This window comes from Pseudomonas sp. URIL14HWK12:I5, assembly GCF_900176445.1.
Classification (GTDB): Bacteria; Pseudomonadota; Gammaproteobacteria; order Pseudomonadales; family Pseudomonadaceae; genus Aquipseudomonas; species Aquipseudomonas monteilii.
In genome coordinates, this window is record NZ_FWXQ01000010.1 from 247752 (window position 1) to 267096 (window position 19345).

The 19345-nt window shown below is 60.6% G+C and carries 19 protein-coding genes; 2 read left to right on the forward strand and 17 right to left on the reverse strand.

Features of this window, described 5'->3' with window-relative positions:
- Positions 1-30 precede the first annotated feature (30 nt).
- Positions 31-543, forward strand: a complete 513-nt coding sequence (locus tag B9A31_RS22480) for an RNA-guided endonuclease InsQ/TnpB family protein (protein ID WP_256204592.1) — start codon at positions 31-33, stop codon at positions 541-543.
- 34 nt (positions 544-577) lie between these two features.
- Here B9A31_RS22480 and B9A31_RS22485 read toward each other — a convergent pair whose 3' ends face one another.
- The 15 genes from B9A31_RS22485 to B9A31_RS22555 all read right to left on the reverse strand — a co-directional run bounded on the left by B9A31_RS22485 (position 578) and on the right by B9A31_RS22555 (position 16028).
- Complete coding sequence (locus B9A31_RS22485; protein ID WP_027615582.1) at positions 578-1564, reverse strand: amidohydrolase family protein; 987 nt, start codon at positions 1562-1564, stop codon at positions 578-580.
- Positions 1561-2133 carry a 3-hydroxyanthranilate 3,4-dioxygenase gene (locus B9A31_RS22490; protein ID WP_027615583.1) on the reverse strand — a complete coding sequence of 191 codons (573 nt, stop codon included), beginning with the start codon at positions 2131-2133 and terminating at the stop codon, positions 1561-1563. Before B9A31_RS22490 ends, B9A31_RS22485 begins: the two co-directional genes overlap by 4 nt.
- 19 nt (positions 2134-2152) lie before the next feature.
- The gene (locus tag B9A31_RS22495) at positions 2153-2578 is read right to left on the reverse strand and encodes a RidA family protein (protein WP_027615584.1); all 426 of its coding nucleotides are present in this window, start codon (positions 2576-2578) and stop codon (positions 2153-2155) included.
- On the reverse strand, positions 2571-3365 hold the full coding sequence (locus tag B9A31_RS22500; protein ID WP_027615585.1) for a 2-keto-4-pentenoate hydratase: 795 nt from the start codon (positions 3363-3365) through the stop codon (positions 2571-2573). Before B9A31_RS22500 ends, B9A31_RS22495 begins: the two co-directional genes overlap by 8 nt.
- Entirely contained in the window at positions 3362-4390 is a 1029-nt protein-coding gene (gene mhpE, locus B9A31_RS22505) for a 4-hydroxy-2-oxovalerate aldolase (RefSeq protein ID WP_027615586.1), read from the reverse strand. Before mhpE ends, B9A31_RS22500 begins: the two co-directional genes overlap by 4 nt.
- The gene (locus tag B9A31_RS22510; RefSeq protein WP_027615587.1) at positions 4387-5319 is read right to left on the reverse strand and encodes an acetaldehyde dehydrogenase (acetylating); all 933 of its coding nucleotides are present in this window, start codon (positions 5317-5319) and stop codon (positions 4387-4389) included. The genes mhpE and B9A31_RS22510 overlap by 4 nt, the downstream gene beginning before the upstream one ends.
- A 12-nt stretch (positions 5320-5331) precedes the next feature.
- Positions 5332-6141: a 2-keto-4-pentenoate hydratase gene (locus B9A31_RS22515; RefSeq protein ID WP_027615588.1), complete on the reverse strand. Its 810-nt coding sequence runs from the start codon at positions 6139-6141 to the stop codon at positions 5332-5334.
- Between the two features lie 15 nt (positions 6142-6156).
- Complete coding sequence (locus B9A31_RS22520; RefSeq protein ID WP_027615589.1) at positions 6157-7617, reverse strand: 2-hydroxymuconic semialdehyde dehydrogenase; 1461 nt, start codon at positions 7615-7617, stop codon at positions 6157-6159.
- 376 nt (positions 7618-7993) lie between these two features.
- Entirely contained in the window at positions 7994-8713 is a 720-nt protein-coding gene (locus B9A31_RS22525; protein WP_218186626.1) for an SDR family NAD(P)-dependent oxidoreductase, read from the reverse strand.
- A complete protein-coding gene (locus tag B9A31_RS22530) occupies positions 8710-9945 on the reverse strand; it encodes a dienelactone hydrolase family protein (protein WP_027615591.1) in 1236 nt (411 codons plus the stop codon). Before B9A31_RS22530 ends, B9A31_RS22525 begins: the two co-directional genes overlap by 4 nt.
- A gap of 58 nt (positions 9946-10003) precedes the next feature.
- Positions 10004-11347, reverse strand: a complete 1344-nt coding sequence (locus B9A31_RS22535) for an OprD family outer membrane porin (RefSeq protein ID WP_033694688.1) — start codon at positions 11345-11347, stop codon at positions 10004-10006.
- A 132-nt stretch (positions 11348-11479) separates the two neighbouring features.
- On the reverse strand, positions 11480-11794 hold the full coding sequence (locus tag B9A31_RS22540; RefSeq protein WP_027615593.1) for a Zn-ribbon domain-containing OB-fold protein: 315 nt from the start codon (positions 11792-11794) through the stop codon (positions 11480-11482).
- Entirely contained in the window at positions 11782-12963 is a 1182-nt protein-coding gene (locus B9A31_RS22545; protein WP_027615594.1) for a thiolase family protein, read from the reverse strand. Before B9A31_RS22545 ends, B9A31_RS22540 begins: the two co-directional genes overlap by 13 nt.
- Positions 12960-14324: an MFS transporter gene (locus tag B9A31_RS22550; protein WP_081741870.1), complete on the reverse strand. Its 1365-nt coding sequence runs from the start codon at positions 14322-14324 to the stop codon at positions 12960-12962. The genes B9A31_RS22545 and B9A31_RS22550 overlap by 4 nt, the downstream gene beginning before the upstream one ends.
- A gap of 90 nt (positions 14325-14414) precedes the next feature.
- Positions 14415-16028, reverse strand: coding sequence for an ATP-dependent acyl-CoA ligase (locus B9A31_RS22555; protein ID WP_027615595.1), 1614 nt, complete (start codon positions 16026-16028; stop codon positions 14415-14417).
- 114 nt (positions 16029-16142) lie between these two features.
- Between B9A31_RS22555 and B9A31_RS22560 the strand changes: the two genes are divergently transcribed.
- Positions 16143-17048 (forward strand): LysR family transcriptional regulator, encoded by a 906-nt coding sequence (locus tag B9A31_RS22560; RefSeq protein ID WP_027615596.1) that lies wholly within the window; start codon positions 16143-16145, stop codon positions 17046-17048.
- Positions 17049-17222: 174 nt separating this feature from the next.
- On the opposite strand, the gene B9A31_RS22565 is transcribed toward B9A31_RS22560, so the two are convergent.
- A complete protein-coding gene (locus B9A31_RS22565) occupies positions 17223-17831 on the reverse strand; it encodes a flavin reductase family protein (protein ID WP_050591044.1) in 609 nt (202 codons plus the stop codon).
- Between the two features lie 278 nt (positions 17832-18109).
- Positions 18110-19279, reverse strand: coding sequence for an acyl-CoA dehydrogenase family protein (locus tag B9A31_RS22575; protein ID WP_027615599.1), 1170 nt, complete (start codon positions 19277-19279; stop codon positions 18110-18112).
- Between the last annotated feature and the right edge of the window lie 66 nt (positions 19280-19345).

Genomic DNA, 19345 nt, shown 5'->3' on the forward strand with positions numbered 1-19345 from the left:
GGTTTTCTCCGCGAGATACCCCGTACTTTAGTGCGGGGAGGGATAGCGAGGCGTGCCGGCAAGAAAACCCGAGCGCGAGCCATCCACGCCAAGATCGCGAACCGTCGCAAGGATGCACTTCACAAATTCAGAACCGCGCTTGTGCAGCGGTGCGGGTTGATCGTTGTTGGCAACGTCAAGCCCAAAGCGTTGGCTAAGACCCAAATGGCCAAGTCGGAGCACGATGCCGGTTGGGGCATGTTGAAAACGATGCTGTCTTACAAGTGCGATAGCGCAGGCATCATTTTTCGTGAAGTCAACGAAGCGTACACCACCCAAGCCTGTTCGCATTGCGGCGCACTCCCGCCCAGTAGTCCGAAAGGTAGGACCGGCCTTGGAATAAGAGAATGGACTTGTGAGTGTGGTGTCACTCACGACCGCGACATTAACGCGGCGAGGAACATTCTCGCGGTCGGGCATGGCCGTCTACCTGTAGGAATCCCCGTCCTTATAGGGCGGGGAGGATGTCAACTAGCAACCAGGCAGTGTCGAGCCCATCCATAACCGGCAAAGCCATGTTGCCCGCTTTGGTGAACGATCAGATCTCGAAAAAGCCTTGAGCGTTGCCCGCGCAGATCCGCGCCTTAGCCTGTTCGCTCAATTGAGGATGCTCCAGCACACCTGCGCCGATGGACTGCTCGCCTAGCGGGAAAGGAGAATCGGAACCCAGCATGACGCGATCAGCCCCCATTACATCCACCAGCAAACGCAGCGCACCAGGGTCGAAAACTGCCGAATCGACGAAGAAGCGTTTGACGTAGCTAGACGGCACTTGCGGGCAATCTTCGCGAACAATGTCTCTATGGCGCCAGGCATTATCGACACGCCCCAGCAGGAAGGCGAAGCCGCCGCCGCCATGGGCGAAACAGATGCGCAAGGATTGCGGCAAGCGTTCGAAAGCACCAGAAAGAATCAGCGACAGGATGCCAAGCTGGGTTTCCGCCGGCATCGCGACCAGCCACGGCAACATCCATTTCTTCATGCGCTCGCCGCCCATCATGTCCCACGGGTGCACAAGCAGCGGGATATCTTCCACCGCACAGTGGTGCAGGAAAGTAACCAGGCCTGCTTCGTCCAGATCGTGGTTGCCCACATGATTGCCAATCTGCACGCCGATATGACCGCAGGCCTTGGCCCGGCTAGCCTCGCGACAGGCCGCATCAATGTTTTGCAGGGGAACCTGGGCCAGCACTTTGAGGCGATTCGGTGCTATGGCAGTCATCTCCAGGGCACGATCGTTCATCAGTTGTGCCCACGGCAGCGCCCTCTCTATGGGCTGGTCGTAGCCGAACATCACGGGTGTAGCGCACATCACCTGGATGTCCAAGTTCTGCTCATCCAAGTGCTCAACGCGCCGCTGCGGATCCCAGAGCACGTCATGTACCGGACGGAACGGCTTATCACCGAGCATGATCTGCCCCTGACGCCCCTCGGTGTGCAACCACGGGCCACGCTGAGGATTCAGGCGTGCGGCCTCGGCCTGAGTGATGCGGGGAAAAAAGTGCGAATGGATATCGATTTTCATAGGCCGTGAATCTCACGCAGGGTGTTGAGCCAGGTCGACCAGTCTCGACCTGGGTGAATTTTGCCGCACCCCGTGCAACGACGCTCCTCGTCGGTGGTGTTGTAGAACTGGTCGTAGACCGGTGGAAGATCGGCAACGATGCTCTTCAGGCTTAACTCATAGCGTCGAATCAAGGTGCCACAGTGCGCACAGGACCACTGCAGAGCATCGAATTGCCCCTCCGGGCGGCGATGCTCCACCACCAGGCACAGGCTGCCGGGCTCAGGACGCTGCGGCGAATGGATAACGTGTGGGGCCATCAGATAGATGTCGCCTTCCTTGAGCTCAACACGCTCGTAGCGACCTTGGTTCCAGATGAGCAAGTAAGCATTGCCCTTGAACTGGTAGAAAAATTCCTCCACCGGGTCGTCATGGAAGTCGGTGCGCTGGTTAGGTCCACCGACCACTGTGACCATGTAGTCACTGTCCTGCCAGATCTGCTTGTTGTTTACCGGCGGCTTGAGCAGGTGCTCGTGCTCGTCGATCCACTTGTTGAAGTTAAAGGGGGCGCTGAAGTGATGCTTGTCCATTGCAGTTTTCTCCCAGCGATTAGCGATTACGCGGCGCGTACGCTATGGCCTTGATTTCGATACGAAGATGCGGGTGCGGCAGTTGGTGTACGGCTACGGTGGTGCGGGTTGGTCCGTTCTCGTCGAAGTACTCGGCGTAGATTTCGTTGTATCCGCCAAAGTCGTTCATATCGACGAGGAAGCTGCTGATCTCCACCACGTCTGAAAGGCTTGCGCCTTCAGAGGCAAGGATGTCGCGCATGTTCTCGATCACCGCGCGGGTCTGAGCCCGAATGTTCAGATTGGTGGTGCCCATGGCATCCACCTCGACGCCGACGAAGCTGTTGTCCGGGCGCCGTGAGCTGGTACCCGAGACGAAGAGAAAATCGCCAGCACGCTTGATATGCGGGAAGCGCCCGCGCGGTGTGGCCTTGCCAGCGACTACCGTGGCCTTGACATCACTCATGGCTGCCCCCTCCGTTTCCACCGCGAACGCGAAAGCTACTCTGCCCCAGCCCCTGGACATCGACACTGACATGCACGCCTGGCTGCAAAGCCACCGCAGCGCAGGCGGCACCTGCCAGCACCAGGCTGCCGGCGGGCAGTTCAAGTTCGGCCGCGTGCAGCAGGCGCGAGGCTTGCACCAGGCTGCGAAGCGGATTGCCGAGGATGGCGGCGGTGGAGCCAGCCTGAACCACACGGCCATCCAGGCGCAGCACTACACCTGCGTTGTCCAGCCCGGAGAAATCCCGCGACCAGGGGCCGACGGTAAGGCCCGCCGAGGAGCAGTTGTCCGCCACCACATCCTCCAGGCTGAACTTGAACGCCTGGTAGCGAGAATCGATGATCTCCAACGCGGGGGCCACGGCCTCGACGTAGTCGGCCGCTTCCAGCAGGGTCAGCGGACGATCGATAGCGCGGCGGGTAAGAAAGCACACCTCCGGCTCGACGCGTGGGTGAATGTAGCGAGCCACGTCCACCAGGCCGCCGTCCTCTTCCACCATGGTGTTGCTGAGCCAGCCCCAGATCAGGCTATCGACGCCCATTTGCACCATCTTGGCGCGGCTGGTGAAACCGAGCTTGATGCCAATGCAGTGCTCACCATCGGCATAACGGCGCTGCATGGAGGCGCGCTGGATACGGTAGGCGTCGTCCAGCGAAAAGGGGGTGCTGCTACTGAACTGTGCCAGTGGTTCGGCTCCTCGCGCAGCCCGGTCAAGGGCTTCAGCGATACGCGCGATATCGGTGTTCATGAACGTGTCTCCAGCGATGGCTTCAATAGGTCGAGTGCGACGTCAACGATCATGTCCTCCTGGCCACCGACCATGCGTCGCTTGCCCAGCTCCACGAGGATGTCTACCGCCTTGATGCCATAGCGGGCGGCGGCCACTTCGGCATGGCGCAGGAAGCTCGAGTAGACCCCGGCATAACCCAGCGCAAGGGTTTCCCGGTCGACCCGCACCGGCCGGTCCTGCAGCGGACGCACCAGGTCGTCGGCGGCATCCATCAGCGCGTACAGGTCGGTGCCGTGGTTCCAGCCGAGTTTGTCGGCGGCGGCGATGAACACCTCGAGCGGGGCATTACCGGCACCGGCGCCCATGCCGGCGAGGCTGGCATCGATGCGGTCGCAGCCCTCCTCCACCGCAGCGATGGAGTTGGCCACGCCGAGGCTAAGGTTGTGGTGGGCGTGGATGCCGGTGTGGGTCGCTGGGTCGAGCACGGCCTTGACCGCACGGAAACGCGCGCGGATGTCGTCCATGTTCATTGCCCCGCCCGAGTCCACCACGTAGATGCAGGTGGCGCCGTAGCCCTCCATCAGCTTGGCCTGCTGCGCCAACCCTTCGGGCGTCTGCATGTGGCTCATCATCAGGAAGCCCACGGTGTCCATGCCCAGCTCGCGGGCATACTCGATGTGCTGGCGCGAGACATCCGCTTCAGTGCAATGGGTGGCCACGCGAACGATGCGCGCACCGGCGTCGTAGGCGTTCTTGAGGTCATGAATAGTGCCAATCCCTGGCAGCAGCAGCGTGGCGATCTTGGCGTGGTTGACCGCGTCTGCCGCTGCTTCGATCCATTCGAGGTCGGTGTGAGCACCGAAACCGTAATTGAAACTGGCCCCCTGCAGGCCGTCGCCATGGGCCACTTCGATCGAGTCGACCTTGGCCCGGTCGAGCGCGCCGGCGATGGCACGCACGTCGTCCAGCGAATACTGATGGCGGATGGCGTGCATGCCATCGCGCAGGGTCACATCACTGATATACAGCTTTTTGCCGTTCATGCCGGGGCTCCCATCGCCAGGGCCATACGCTCGGCGGTGGCCAGCGCGGCGGATGTCATGATGTCGAGGTTGCCGGCGTAGGCCGGCAGGTAATGAGCCGCGCCTTCGACCTCGAGGAACACGGAGGTCTTGAGGCCGGTGAAGGTGCCCTGCCCAGGCAACCTCAGGCCGTACACGTGTTCGAACTGCACCTGCTGCTTGAGGCGGTAACCCGGCACGTAGGCCTGCACTGCAGCGGCCATCTCCTCGATGCTCGCCGCCACCTGTTGCTGATCGGCGGCCTCGCTGAGCACATATACCGTGTCGCGCATCATCAGCGGTGGCTCGGCCGGGTTCATGATGATGATCGCCTTGCCCTTGGCCGCCCCCCCGATCACTTCGATGGCCTTGCTGGTGGTCTCGGTGAATTCGTCGATGTTGGCGCGGGTGCCGGGGCCGGCGGATTTGCTGGCGATCGAGGCGACGATCTCGGCGTAGTGCACCTTGGCCACGCGCGATACCGCCGCGACCATGGGGATGGTGGCCTGGCCACCGCAGGTGACCATGTTGACGTTGGTCGCCTGCAGGTGCTGCTCCAGGTTGACCACCGGCACGCAGTACGGACCGATGGCGGCCGGGGTCAGGTCGATCATGCGCAGGTCGGCCTTGTGCTGGCGCAAGAAGGCGTCGTTCTTCACGTGGGCACCAGCGCTGGTGGCGTCGAAGACGAAATCGATGTCATTGAACATCGGCAGGCGGGCCAGGCCCTCTACCCCTTCATGGGTGGTGGCCACGCCCAGGCGCGCAGCACGGGCCAGGCCGTCGGAGGCCGGGTCGATGCCGACCATCGCAGCCATTTCCAGGTGCTTGGCGTTGCGCAGGATCTTGATCATCAGGTCGGTGCCGATGTTGCCGGAACCGATGATGGCGACTTTGCGTTTGTGGCTCATTCTCTGGCCTCCTTACTGGGCTTGAGCAAAGGCTGCAGTGACGCGGCCCAAGCCCTGAATTTCAGCGGTAAAGACATCGCCCGGGCTCACCGGCACCATTGGCCCAAGGGCACCGGTCAACACCACGTCACCCGCACGCAGTGGCTCACCGAGACGGACCATGGTATTGGCCAGCCACAACGCCGCATTCAGTGGATTTTCCAGGCAGGCTGCGCCGGCTCCGACCGATACGGGTTCACCGCGCAAGCTCAAGCGCATGCCACAATTGACCAGGTCAAACTGCCCCAGGGACACCGGCTGGCTGCCCAGCACGAACAGCCCGGACGACGCGTTGTCGGCGACCGTGTCGAGCAAACTGATGTCCCAATTGGCGATACGACTACCGACAATTTCGATGGCTGGCAGGGCGAAGGCGGTGGCGCGGATGATGTCGGCCAGGGTGTGGTGCTCATGGCACAAGTCACGCTCCAGAACCAAGGCGATCTCTGCTTCTACCTTGGGCTGCTGGCAGTCACTCCAGCTGATAGGCTGGCCATCACCTCGCGCCATCTGAGCGAACAGCCGACCGAAGTCTGGCTGATCCACCCCCAGCTGGCGCTGGACGGCGCCAGAGGTCAAGCCGATCTTGTGACCAACCGGCCTCCAGCCTGCGGCAATGTCGGCGGCGTTGTTGTATTGCTGCACGGCGTAAGCCTGCTTGAGCGCGGATTCATCTTGCTCGGCGGCCGCACGCTCGATGAGATCGCGTACAGGTACACAGGGCCTGCCCTGTTCACGAGCCTGGCGCAGACACGCTGCTGCTTCGGCGATAGCTGGATGCATGGCGTTCTCCTGTCCTTACGGATTGACACAAATGGTGGTGAGCTCGGAATAGAAATCCAGCGAGTGGCGCCCGCCTTCGCGTCCAAGCCCAGACAGGCGCGCGCCACCAAAGGGCGTACGCAGATCACGCAGGAACCAGGTATTGACCCACACCATGCCAACATGGATACGCCGAGAGAAACGGTGGGCCCGCTTCAGATCGCGGGTCCACAGCGAGGCGGCCAGGCCGTAGGCCGAATCGTTGACGCGTTGCAGCACTTGCTCATCGTCATCGAACGGCGCGATGTGGCAGACCGGGCCGAACACTTCTTCGCGAATGCAGCGAGCGTCATCGGCAAGCCCAGTCCAGATCGTCGGCTGGACAAAGGCCCCCTGGTCGCGCTCGTCGCCGAATGCCGGTACACCGCCGCCCGTGACCACTGTCGCGCCCTCTGCCAGCGCCAACTGGAAGTAGCCCAACACTTTGTCGCGGTGCTTATGGGAAATCAGCGACCCCATGTTCACGCCGTCTTCGTCGGGATAGCCGATTTTCAGCTTCTCGGCGCCTGCTTTGAGCGCCGCGACAAAGCGCTCGTAGATCGACCGCTCGACATAGACCCGCTCAGTGCACAGGCAAACCTGGCCAGAGTTGGTGAAACTGGAACGCAGTACACCGGCCACTGCCGCGTCGAAGTCACAGTCTGCGAAAACGACTGCGGCATTCTTGCCACCCAATTCAAACGACACCTCACGAACGCCCTCGGCAGCCGCACGCATGATGGTTGAGCCGGTGCGCGACTCGCCGGTGAAGGTGATGGCATCGACGTCTGGGTGGCGGGTAAGAAACTCACCGGCAGACTCAGGGCCGAAGCCATGTACCAGGTTGAATACACCTGCGGGCACACCGGCTTCGTGCATGATCTCGGCCAGCAGCGTGGCACTGGAAGGTGTATCTTCCGACGGCTTGACCACCACGCAATTGCCACAGGCCAACGCCGGCGCGACCTTCCACGTCAGCAGCAACAGCGGCAGGTTCCACGGCGAGATGATGGCTACCACGCCGTGCGGCTTGCGCACGGTATAACTGAAGACATCCGTGCCATCGCCGGTGCGCATCTCGAAGAGCTCGCTACCGCCTTGTCGCACCAGGTCCGCGAAGGTACGGAAATTCTGCACACCCCGGGCAACATCCAGGCTGCGCGCCTGATGCACTGGCCGACCGGTATCGGCGACTTCGGCAGCCACGAAGTCTTCGAACCGACGCTCGATGCCATCGGCGATCCGCTCCAGCAGATCAGCCCGCTGGGCAGTACTGAACTCACCCCACGGCCCCGACTGGGCGAGCGCCGCCGCTTCGACGGCAGCATTCACCTCCTCTTTGCCCGCCTCACACACCTGGCCCAGGAGGGCGCCATTGACAGGCGAGATATTGTCGAATTTACGGCTGCTTTCGACGAACGCCCCAGCGATATAGTGACGGAGTAAATGATTAGACATAGCGAGCTCCTGAGCAGGATGTTTTCGCTGAGTCTAGGGATGCCGGGTATAGAAGAATAATAGAAATACAGTCTTCATGTATAAACATCAGGAATACCTACGTTCAAGGTGCACTTACTTAGTTGAATGCTTTCCAGCAATTCAATTCGTCTGGGCCACAGCCTCTATTCGCTTCACGCGGTAAATAGAGTGAGCCGCCTTTAGATCGTGTTGGCAGAAGGGGTAGCGGGTTCTAATTGCAAGTTTGCTGTTTCAGAAGTACCGCGCCGACATCAAGTACACCCCCCCCTACTCGACGCCGGCACGGTCAGCCCGATCATGCAACACGGCTTGCAGCCATTGGGTGAGATCGCGCAAAACTGGCGGTGCGATTCATTCAAAGGTACCGGGCGAAGTCGGCCTGTGCAGTTGCCCGGTCGGTCGCAAGCTTGTGGGCAATGTCCAGCGCCATAGGGTCGGGATAGACTTCGGCGGCACCGCTGGCCAACCCCGTCACGATCGCTTCGGCCACTTCCCGGGGGCTGGCCTTGGCACCTGCAACGCCATGGCTCATTGCCGTGTCGATCACACCGGGGAGCACCGCCACCACCTGCACCTGGCCAGCCAGCTCGGCACGAGCGGCCTCGGTCAGGCGCAACGCGGCCGCCTTCGAGGCACACAACGACCCCATGGCTGGCAACGCCACCCGCGCAAGGATCGACAGCACGTTGACCATGGCGCCAGCCCGCTCGACAAGCGTCGGCGCAAAGGCACGCATCATCGCGAGCGTGGCGAAGTAGTTGACGGCCATTTCCTGGGCAGCGGCGTCGGGGTCATCGGCGCCCAGCAAACGCTGCTGCCGATTGAGGCCAGCATTGTTCACCAGGATATCGACCCCAACCCTGCTCGCCACCTGCGCTACCTGCTGCGGGTCGGTGACGTCCAGTTGCACCGCCTCGACCTGCGGGTGATCGAACGTCAGACGCTCAGGATTGCGGCAGGCGGCGTAGACATGCCTTGCCCCTGCGGCCAGAAAGGCCTCGATCAACGCAAGGCCCAACCCGCCGTTGGCACCGGTAATCAGGACATCCTTGCCCATTGCGGTGAGGGTGCTCACAGGTGCTCACTTTCGGCCCAGCGGGCCATCAGCGTGTTCGAAGGCAGCGACTCATCCAGCAACTTCTTGGCGGTTTCGATGCCAGCCACCGGAAGCCCCTCGGGATCGAGCACCCCGATCTGTACCAGCACCGAAGCCTGGTCCCAGTAGATATGCTCGTGGTACAGCTTGTTGCCGCGGAAGTTGACCACCGCCACCATTGGAATTTCCACGTATTTGCCGGTGGGTGCTATCCCGGGCAGCATGTAGTCCATTTCGCAGGTGTGGGTGAAGCACATGATGAATTCATCGACGACCTGGTAGGCGCCGACCGTGCGAGAAATCGGAATCATCTTAGTGTCCTCGGGGTTAACGTGGACAAAGTGATGCTGATAAAAACGTCTGAGTTGCTTGCTGCCCACCCCGCCGGTCAGTGTCGGGATGTGGTTCACGTAAGGCTCGTCGACCATGGTCGCCAGGGTAGCCGGTACGTCTCGGGTAACGAACTCGTGGTGGATGTGCTCGTCCCACAGGTCTGACAGGTTGTAGTCCGGCCCGATGTACTTCTTCAACGCTGCGATGGTGCGCCCATGGGCCATGAGCGCCGAGGGTTTGTGGAAGTGATCGCTGCCCAGCCGGGCGAACGCATGGTCGGCCCCTTCGTAGGTATACAGCTCTACGCCTGGGCGGCCACGCAGCACCTCGGCGATCTGCGCACGGGTCGCGGCGTCGCACATGCCATCGAGTTCGCCGTGGTGCAGGACCAGCCCGCCGCTCAGGCCATCGGCTTCATCCAGGTACTTCTCGATGCCCATGCCGTAGTAGCCCACCGCAACAGCGACATCGGTACGGGTAGCGGTGAGGTAGGCCAACTTGCCCCCCAGGCAATAGCCCACGAAGCCGAGGCCGGGCTCAGTGACCACGTCCATGGCCCGCAGCGCGTCGAAGGTGGCAGCGATGTCGTCCACGGCCTTGTCCAGGTCCAGTGCACTGTAGAGGCTCAAGGCTTTGTCGAAATCGGCGGGCGTGTAGCCGAGATCGATACCCGGCTCCAGCCGCCAGAACAGATCCGGCACCAGGACCACGTAGCCTTCCTCGGCATACATCTGCGCCACCTCCCGCATGTTGGCGTTCACGCCGAAGATTTCCTGGCCCAACACGATGCCGGGGCCCTTGCCTTTAGGTGGCAGCGCCAGGTAACCCTTGAAACTTCCAGCCTGGTCGCGTGCCTGAATATCGATGTAATTGCTCATCTCATTGCTCCTTTGCGGTAAGCGGATTAGGTATTGCTCTGGTGGAAAACAGTGGTATCTACAGCAGATTGAAAGGGAATTCGGTGATCAGGCGAATCTCATCCATGTCACCGCGTGGCTCAGCCGAATTACCGCGGTGCACGCCATAGCGGGCCTTCAGGCTAAGGTTTTTTGCCGGCCCGCTTTGCACCACATATTGCATCTCGATATTGCGTTCCCAGTGGCGCCCCCCATCCTTGAAGCCGAGGGAATAGTAGGAACTCTCCGGCACGATATTGGAGCCTTTGCCACCCTGTCCCTGCATGTAGCGAATCATGAACCTCAGGCCAGGTACGCCACGCGCGCTGAAGTCATAGTCGTAACGAGCCTGCCAGGACCGATCGTTGGGCGCGTTGAAGTCACTGAGCTGCACGTTGTTAGCCAGCTGTGCCACGGTGGTTTGCCCGTCTCGAAACGCCATATAGTCGAAGGGCGTGTCGCCCTGCACCTTCTGGTAGGCAAGCATGATGGAGTGGGCGCCGAACTTGACGCCCGGGGCAAAGGACCAGGTCAAGTTATCGATGGGTCCGCCATTGGCGGCACCGATGTCGACCGTGCGGTACAGGCTGAAATTCAAGGTTGGCGTTAGCCCCTCGACCAGGCTAGGCAAGTAGCGAAACCCCAGGTAATCCTGGCGCCAGATATCTTCGGCAAATTGAGTACTGATGTAGCCTTTGACTGCGCCCTGCTCGTAATTCAGGCTCAGATAATCGACCGTATCCGTCTCCGTGGCGCCATACAGCGAACGCAACGTGCTGTCGTTGCGGTTCTCCGAAGGCGCCTTGCCGGCGGTGATGTGGGCGGCATCGAAGGTCAGCGGCTGCAGATCGCGGATGGTGAGCTGCCAGGCTGTCACCGTTTGCGGCAACAGGCGCCCGGTACCACCATCGGTGAAGAATACCGGGGACGTGCGCAATTCCATGGACCCGTACTTGAGCACCGTTTCCCGGTACTTGAGCTTGAGCGCACCGCCGCCCACGCTGTACTCGTCCGCCACGTCCCCGTCGTTGTTGACGTGCAGCAGGTTGGTGCCGGTCTTGCCACGACCACTGTCAAGCTTCAATCCCGCATACAGATGAGCGTCGAATCCTATGCCGATAACGCCAGGCGTGAACGCGGAGACGTAGTCCAGCGTCAAGCCTTGGGCCCACTCCGCGCGATAACCATTGACGTTGCCTGAGCGGCGGTTGGCACCACCGTTGCGGAAGTCACGATTGAGATAAAAGTTCCGGGTCACACCGGACAAGGTGCCCTGCTGAAAATAGTTTGAAACTTCGGCCCATGGGTCTTCTGCCAAGGCCTGCTGACAAGCCATTGCCAGCCCTAAGCCAGACACTAGCCGGTAATCGAAAACTGAACGCATAACCACACTCCTGGGTACTCACGTGCACCACGCGCAAGGCCTTGAGGCCATGCATGGTCAGGGAATGACTAGCTGGGGGGCCGGCCGACAACGCACGCTTGAACGCGCGAGGTCGGCTCGGACAGTCGTTGATTACGAGTCGTGGTCGGCCGGGTAGGCTACGATTCGTCGACTTTCATCGATGGCGAGCTCGACCAAGGTGCCGGGAGGCAATGGCTCGGCAGTCTGGGCAATTACCACTGGCCCATCGCGCAGCTCGACGCTGGCCAGGTGCAGGAGCTCACCGGCAGGGATGCCGATCCGCGCGCGCACCACGGTGGCCTGGGCAACCCGGGCGACCCCGGCAGCGACTTCCTGCCATTGCGCCTCGCCGCATTGCGGGCAGCAGTAACGCGGCGGGAAACTTGCCAGGCCGCAACCGATACATTGCTGGATCATGAACGCCATGCCACACCCCCTTGCCACCGTTCGAGCACCACCGCGTTGGCGCACATGCCGTAGCGGTACTGGACCATGCCATAGCCGGTCACCACCGCCAGGCGAGCATCGCTAACCTGACGTTGACCGGCATCGCCAAGCAGCTGGGTGATGGCTTCGACCAGCCCATGCATGCCTCCCGCCGTTCCCGCCTGGCCAGCCGAGAGCTGGCCGCCAGAGGTATTGACCGGCAACTCGAAGCTGCCTATGCGCCGTAGCGTGCGCCGGTAGTCGTCGTCAGGAACAAAGCCCAGGTCAGCGAGCTGGATCAGCGCCATGACCGGATAGTCGTCATATACGCAGGCCAGGTCCATGGCATCAGGCCCTGTACTGGAGCGGTCCCACAGCGTGTCGGCGATCTTGGCCAGAGGGGTCTGCAGGCCGTCGCCAGCCTGATGATCATCGTTGTGAAGCGACTTCACCGCGCGTACTGCCACGTTGACAGTGTTGCGTGCGAGGTCGGCTCGGGTCAGCAGGATCGCGTTGGCACCATTGACCACCGGCACGCAGTCATAGCGGCACAGCGGGTCGGCTACCATGGGCGCGTCCAGGTACTGCTCCATCGTCAGCGGCTCGCGGTAAACCGCCAGCGGGTTACGCTGCGCCCAGGCTCGCTGGGCAATGCACAGCTGTGCATAGTCTTCGCGGCCAAGGCCAGTGCGTTCAGCGTGACGCTGGGTGAGCATCGCGAATACGCCATTGGGCCCACCGTGCAGGAGTGGCTTGAGGTACTCCTCGGTGGTCTTGTTGTAATGGTCGACCAGGGTTCTGAAATCCTCTGGTGTGAACGTATCGCCCGCCACCAGCACGATCACGTTGGCATCACCGTGCTGGATGGCCCGCACGGCGTGCTGCAGCATATTGATCGCGCTCGCCCCGCCGTTGCGGTCATCCATGCACCAGGACAGGGTCAGCCCAAGGCGCCACGCCAAATCGATGGCGTTGTCCGGCCTGTGGGTGAAGGACGCCACGCCCAGGCCGTCCACCTCATGCGGGGCCACGCCCGCCTGGCGCAGCAATCGCTGCACCGCCCGTCCGAGCAATTGCGACGTCGACTCGCCTGTGCCGCGCCGGCTGTAGGGCACCTCCACCGCGCCCGCGATCAGCGCCACGGCGTCGTTACTTGCTGACCGGCTCATGACCGCCCTCCCTTAGCCCGCACGCGGGTCTCCTTGGTAAAACAGAGAGAGATGACCGTGACCAGACCCAGCCCCATCATCATCAAAGATACTGGCCAACTGGCCTGGTAATGTGCAAGCAAGGCGGTAGCGATCATCGGCGACAGGCCGCCGGAGAAAACCGAGGCGACTTCATGCCCCAGCGCGATGCCGGAATAGCGGACCTCCGTGCTGAACAGCTCCCCCATAAGGCTCGGCTGAGTACCGATCATGGCTCCATGGCAGATGGCATTGCCAATCAGAAAGGCCAGCCAGATCCAGGCGGGCTCTCGGGTCTCGAGTAACCAGAAGAATGGAAAAGCCATCAGCACCATCCCGACGGCGCCAACCATGTACACCGGTTTGCGACCGATGCGGTCCGATAGGCGCCCCCAGAACAACATTGCCACCAACTCTACGCACGTGGACACCGTGACCCCCGCCAGCATTACGCCGTTGGGCACACCGAGAAACTTGCCGTAGACCAGCGCGAACGCCAGCATGAGGTAGGAGCCGCCGTTTTCAGCCACCCGCAGTCCCATGGCCATCAGCACTTCGCGCGGATGTTTGCGTAACACTTCCAACACGGGCATGTGCCCCGTCTTGCCACTTGTCTCGGCTTGCTGGAAATCCTGGCTTTCGGGAAGTGCACGGCGGATGTACACGCCCAGGCCGAAGATGACGATGGAGATAAGGAACGGAATGCGCCAGCCCCAGCTGTGGAAATCCTGCTCCGGCAACAGCTGGACCACATAGAACGCCCCTGCGGATAAGACAAACCCACCGCCCACTCCGATCTGACTGATCGAAGCGTAGAAGCCGCGGCGCTCGGGCGGTGCCGACTCGCTGATCATCAGCACGCCACCGCCCCACTCGCCTCCTGCCGCGATGCCCTGCAGGATCCGTAACAGCAGTAACAGCACCGGCGCCCACACCCCCGCTTGAGCGTAGGTGGGCAGCAGTCCGATCAGGAACGTCGCGCCGCCCATGATCGAGAGCGTCCATACCAAGGCTTTCTTGCGCCCGTATTTGTCGCCGATATGGCCAAATATCACGCCGCCGAAAGGCCGGGCGAGAAAACCCACTGCGAACCCAGCTAGCGCTGCGATCGTACCGACCAGTGGATCGGTGCCTTTGGGAAAAAACAAATCCCCAAAGATAAGCGCCGCCGCTGTGCTGTAGAGAAAGAAGTCGTACCACTCCAACGCATTGCCCGTGACAGAAGCCAAGACAATCTTGCGAAAGGTTTTTTTGTCAATCGGTGTGCGGTTTTCAACCGCAGTGGGAACATGACTGTTTCCCGACTGGGTCTCGGATAGTTCAAGCGAATGCGTGCCCGTCATGGCGGTCTCCGTCAATGACTGAATAATTATGAACGCAGTTGTTATTGTTATTGCATCGTTTTTTATTGCACGGCAGTCAAAGCTAAGTAATTAGGCGCGTTTAAGCCTATAACCGGAGCACTCTAGGTCCCACGTGGTGGCGGTAACACCGAGCGCTCTCAATTTATATTTTTGCACTTTACCGTTTTCAGTCTTCGGCAATTCAATAACAAAGTCCAAGTAACGCGGCACGGCGAAATAAGCCAGCCGGGACTCGCAGTATTGCGTCAGTTCCAGTGGATCGAGCCGAGCCCCTTCCTTGATGATGATCGCGGCCATGACTTCATCTTCGGCTAGTTCAGACTTCACCGCATATACCGCCGCGAGTTCCACGGCAGGATGGCTCAATAGCACCTGCTCCACCTCAAAAGAAGAGATGTTCTCGCCCCGACGGCGGATCGTGTCCTTCAAGCGGTCAACAAAGCGGAAATAGCCGTCGCTATCGCGCACCACACGGTCGCCTGTGTGATACCAGAGGTTGCGCCAGGCTTCGACGGTTTTGTCCGGCATACCGAAATAACCGCACGCGAAAGCGAAAGGATGTTCAGCACGCAATACCAGCTCTCCCGGCTCGCCATCCGGCACCGGCCGATCCTGGCTGTCCACCACGAGAGCAGTGAAGCCTTTGGCCAAACGGCCCATGCAACCAGGACGCTGCGTCGCCAACGGCCCTCCAATCACGGCATTGGTTTCGGTGGCGCCATAACCGTCGATCAGGCCGATACCGCTGCGCTGGATGAATGGCGCGTGGAACTGTTCCGGCACGCCCGGCGCCAGAGCGACACGCACACTGTGCGCGCGCTCTTGCTCACTCTGCGGGCGGCTCAAAAGAATAGGCACCATGGCGCCCAACAGATAAGTCACGGTGGCACCAGTTTCAGCCAGGGCCGGGTAGAAGCCACTGGCCGAGAAGCGCTTGTCCACCACCAACTGTGCGTCGTGCAGCAAGGCTTGGAAGAAGGCGTTCAACGCATTGGTATGGAACAACGGCAGGCAGGTATACAGCACATCGCCGGGGCGTACTTGCAGGTCCCCACCGGTATTCACGCCCCACCAGAAGAACTGCGCGTGAGGGCAGATCACGCCCTTGGACAGCCCGGAAGTGCCGGAGGTGTAAAGGATAACCAGCGGATCGCCATCCTCGAGCACTGCAGATGGCGCCTTGGAGGTACTGCGAGGCGGCATCGACTGAACCTGGATGCGGTCCTGCCACATCGCATTGGGCTCACTCTGGGGCGAAACGACCCAAACGGTTTCGACAGCAAGCGATGTGTAATCCAGTGCCGCGAGCACGTCTAGATTGGCATCGTCACATACCAGCAAGCGTGCGCCACTATTGGCCAGAATGTGACTCAGCTGCATGCCGCGGCAGGCGGTATTGATAGGTACCGCAACCGCGCCCAGCCAGCCACACGCCAACAGCACTTCAAGGAACTCGGCGCGGTTGGCGCACATCAGCCCTACCCGGTCTCCACGCTGTATGCCATATTCAGCCAGCGTCGCCGCACGCGCTGCGATCACTTCGACAAGCTCCACCGCAGTCCAGGTGCAGCTTCGGTCGGAAAAAAGTGCAGTATCAGGGCTCCGCTCGATACGTTTCGACAACAGCGCCGGAAGTGTTAATGCTCCGCCAACTGCTTGTTGTTCGCTAAAACTTTCGTCCATCACTCAACGCCTCAGATTGTTAAATCGCCTTGCAGTTGTTCCGGAGTCTATGAATGTGTAATCTATAAGTCAAATTCATAACAATTATATAGTCTATAAACGAGATTTATCCGCATGCGCAATTTGAATGACGTGGATTTGAACTTGCTTCGGGTTTTTCAAGCCATCATGGAGGAGCGCAGTTTGACCCTCGCGGCGGGACGCCTGGGGATCACCCAACCGGCTGTAAGTTATGCCTTAAATCGACTCCGCAAGTTATTTGATGATGCGCTGTTCGTGCGCGCGCCGGAAGGCATGCTGCCGACCCAGACTGCCGAGCGTATTGCCCTTCCGATCGGACGGGCGCTGACGGCTGTGCGTGACGCTCTGAACGAAACCGAACCTTTCGATCCTGCCACCAGCGACCGCGAGTTTCGTTTGTGTATGTCAGACATCGGCGAACAGGTGTTCCTGCCAGCACTGTGCAAACGACTTCAGACCCTCGCGCCGCGCATCAAGCTGTCATCGGAGTTGGTGCCCATCGCCATGGTGGTCGAGCGGATGCGCATGGGGCAGCTGGATTTTGCCATTGGCAACCTGTCCACGCTAAAACCGACAACCCGGTATAAATCCCTGTTTCATGAACAATACGCCTGCATGACTCGCAAGCGAGACGGACTTCCCGCAGATACGATCAGCGTGGAACAGTTTCTTGCCCTCTCCCATGTCAGCGTCACGTCCACCGATAGCAGCCACGTGGCCATCGAGGACACCTTGGTCGCACGCGGCCTGAATCGCCACATCGCGTTGCGGGTCCCGCATTTCACAGTAGTGCCGCAGATACTCAGTCATACAGGGTGGATGGTCACCCTACCCAAGGGCGTTGCCCATGACCTGAACCATTCCGAAGACTTCATGATCTATCCGCTACCAGTGGAAATACCAGGATTCGAATCCACTCTTCATTGGCATGGTGCCTACGACGCTGACGCGGGCAATCGGTGGTTCAGGGAATTCATCTTCGAAACCTTGCGCAGATGAGGCGTGGTGACCGCCAGAGGCCTGATGCGATGTCTTCACGTCCACGGTAACCCCCGAAACGACCGGCATACCGAGCTCCCTTGCTCTGGCAAGCGCCAAGGGCAAGCATGAGGGCATCCTTGCCCTTGGCGCAGACCAACTGCAGTCACACAAGCGAACCGCACTCACTGGTCTTCACTGCACGATAGGCCGGTGAAAGATCACCCCCAAGCCGGCATAGAAAGGCCCACCCAGGCGAGCCAGCGGGCGCATCTTCGCACTATCGATATGCTTGCCATCGAAGATCTCCTCTGACAGGTGATAGGCCACTACTTCGCCGACGAACAGCGTACAGCTGCCGTCGCCCAGAATGAGTGCCTGGTCAAGGCGGCACTCCATCTGCACCGGCGTGCAAGCGATGCGCGGCGCATTGACGAACTGGCTGGGCAACAGCTCGATGCCGAGCATATCGACCTCACTTTCATCGGGCCCATAGCTCCACGCGCAGCGATGCATCAGTTCCATGTTGGCCTCCGTCACCACATTGATCACGAATTCACCCGACTCACGGATGTTCCTCGCCGTATCCTTGGGCTGCCCATCACGGTGCTCGATATTGATCGCGATGAGGGTTGGACTGGACGCCACGTAGTTGTAGGAGCTGAAGGGTGCCGCGTTGACCGTCCCTTCTTGATCAACGGTCGTCACCCAGGCGATCGGTCGAGGCACCACACAGCCTACGACCAGTTTGTGGGCAGTCGCTGGATCCAGCCCACGCCCGTCTACGAAGGAAAAAGTGGTCATCCCCATAAACCCTCATTGAGCCGTACTGTGACGGCTGCGACTGGATAAGAGAGTCCGGCCCCCGTCCCGCACCGCAAGCCAGGCAAAACGGATTCAGAGCGGAGCTCGTTTGCGCCCTTGGTCTGGCTGGTCGAAATGACTGCAACGGTAGTGATGGTCTCGATGACGAGCAACATCGCCGACGCTGGCCAGACCTCCATGCGCTCACTCCCGCATGGGACCCCGCGGCCGGGCCAGCATTCTAAAGCAGCTGTTGGCCAAGCCTGAGGTTCTGCACATCATGGATACGGCGTGGTTGGCGCGATGCCGGCAAACAGCGCACCAGCACTGTCATAAGTGGCTTCGCCGAGGAACGCGTGCTGGGTGACCACCATGGCGTCACGCAAGATCCATTGCAGTCGGTTGTCGTCGTAGATCGCGGCAGTCCCTGCAAGGCGATACGCCATCGTGATAACCTCGGCACAGGTATGGGCGGCATGGGTAGCACTCAAACGTAGCAAGTTGGTTTGTTTTTCGCTCACCGGCACGCCCGCGAGGATGCTTTGCCAGACAGCTTCCGGCGCCTCATAGAAAAATGCACGGGCACTGCGCAACTTGGCCTCGGCCTTGCCCAATTCGATTCGGTAATAGGCGCGATCACCCAGACGCGGAGCTCCGGTCACGGTTTTGGTACTGCCAGACATGGCCGTGACCAAGTCCAGCGCAGCGCGCGCCAGGCCGAGATTGACCGCAGCGTGAACCTGGGCCTGATAGGACACCGAAGGGTATCGGTACAGCGGCTCATCGATTGTGGCCCCGGTCCCGCGAGTGAAAGTCCAGGCATGCTCGACCGTCTTGCCCTGTAACTTGAGGTCATGGCTGCCAGTGCCTTGCATGCCAACCACATTCCAGTTCTCGACGATTTCCACTTCACTCGCAGGAAAAACCGCGGTCAGCGGCTTACCGGCACCCGCTCCGCCACCATTTGCCGCCGTACCGCCAATGCCCACGCCAATCCAGTCCGCGCCCTTGCAACCGCTGGCAAAACGCCAATGTCCGCTGATCTCCCAGCCGCCCTGGATCGCACGCGCGGGTTGCAACGGATAAAGGCCGCCCGCAAAGACCTGGTCTGGCCCGCCAGCATAGATCAGCGCCTGGGTTTCCGGTGGTAGGGACGCCAGGTAGATATTGCCGGAACCAAATGCAGCCACCCAACCTGTGGATCCGTCCACCTCAGAAATACGCTCGATGATTCTGAGAAATTCGGCCGGCGCCAATGCATCACCCCCGAAGCACTTTGGCGTGCTGGCGCGGAAGATGCCGGCAGCCTTCATTTTTTCGATCATGTCCTTGGGAACATGGGACCGTTCATTGAACTCCTTGCGGCGGGCGGCCACTTCAGCGAGGACTGCTTCAAGCGGTAATTTACCGCTCAAACCGGACTCACTGGAAACTGCCGAGTGCTCCATGCAAAGGACTTGCGTATTCATCTTATTCTCCGGATGGACGTGGGATTACGATCAGCATGGGGAGAG

Excerpts from the sequence above, each read along its gene's own strand:
- B9A31_RS22485 (WP_027615582.1), bottom strand. The coding sequence starts at position 1,564 with ATGAAAATCGATATCCATTCGCACTTTTTTCCCCGCATCACTCAGGCC.
- B9A31_RS22490 (WP_027615583.1), bottom strand. The coding sequence starts at position 2,133 with ATGGACAAGCATCACTTCAGCGCCCCCTTTAACTTCAACAAGTGGATC.
- B9A31_RS22495 (WP_027615584.1), bottom strand. The coding sequence starts at position 2,578 with ATGAGTGATGTCAAGGCCACGGTAGTCGCTGGCAAGGCCACACCGCGC.
- B9A31_RS22500 (WP_027615585.1), bottom strand. The coding sequence starts at position 3,365 with ATGAACACCGATATCGCGCGTATCGCTGAAGCCCTTGACCGGGCTGCG.
- mhpE (WP_027615586.1), bottom strand. The coding sequence starts at position 4,390 with ATGAACGGCAAAAAGCTGTATATCAGTGATGTGACCCTGCGCGATGGC.
- B9A31_RS22510 (WP_027615587.1), bottom strand. The coding sequence starts at position 5,319 with ATGAGCCACAAACGCAAAGTCGCCATCATCGGTTCCGGCAACATCGGC.
- B9A31_RS22515 (WP_027615588.1), bottom strand. The coding sequence starts at position 6,141 with ATGCATCCAGCTATCGCCGAAGCAGCAGCGTGTCTGCGCCAGGCTCGT.
- B9A31_RS22520 (WP_027615589.1), bottom strand. The coding sequence starts at position 7,617 with ATGTCTAATCATTTACTCCGTCACTATATCGCTGGGGCGTTCGTCGAA.
- B9A31_RS22530 (WP_027615591.1), bottom strand. The coding sequence starts at position 9,945 with ATGAGCAATTACATCGATATTCAGGCACGCGACCAGGCTGGAAGTTTC.
- B9A31_RS22535 (WP_033694688.1), bottom strand. The coding sequence starts at position 11,347 with ATGCGTTCAGTTTTCGATTACCGGCTAGTGTCTGGCTTAGGGCTGGCA.
- B9A31_RS22540 (WP_027615593.1), bottom strand. The coding sequence starts at position 11,794 with ATGGCGTTCATGATCCAGCAATGTATCGGTTGCGGCCTGGCAAGTTTC.
- B9A31_RS22545 (WP_027615594.1), bottom strand. The coding sequence starts at position 12,963 with ATGAGCCGGTCAGCAAGTAACGACGCCGTGGCGCTGATCGCGGGCGCG.
- B9A31_RS22550 (WP_081741870.1), bottom strand. The coding sequence starts at position 14,324 with ATGACGGGCACGCATTCGCTTGAACTATCCGAGACCCAGTCGGGAAAC.
- B9A31_RS22555 (WP_027615595.1), bottom strand. The coding sequence starts at position 16,028 with ATGGACGAAAGTTTTAGCGAACAACAAGCAGTTGGCGGAGCATTAACA.
- B9A31_RS22560 (WP_027615596.1), top strand. The coding sequence starts at position 16,143 with ATGCGCAATTTGAATGACGTGGATTTGAACTTGCTTCGGGTTTTTCAA.
- B9A31_RS22565 (WP_050591044.1), bottom strand. The coding sequence starts at position 17,831 with ATGACCACTTTTTCCTTCGTAGACGGGCGTGGGCTGGATCCAGCGACT.
- B9A31_RS22575 (WP_027615599.1), bottom strand. The coding sequence starts at position 19,279 with ATGGAGCACTCGGCAGTTTCCAGTGAGTCCGGTTTGAGCGGTAAATTA.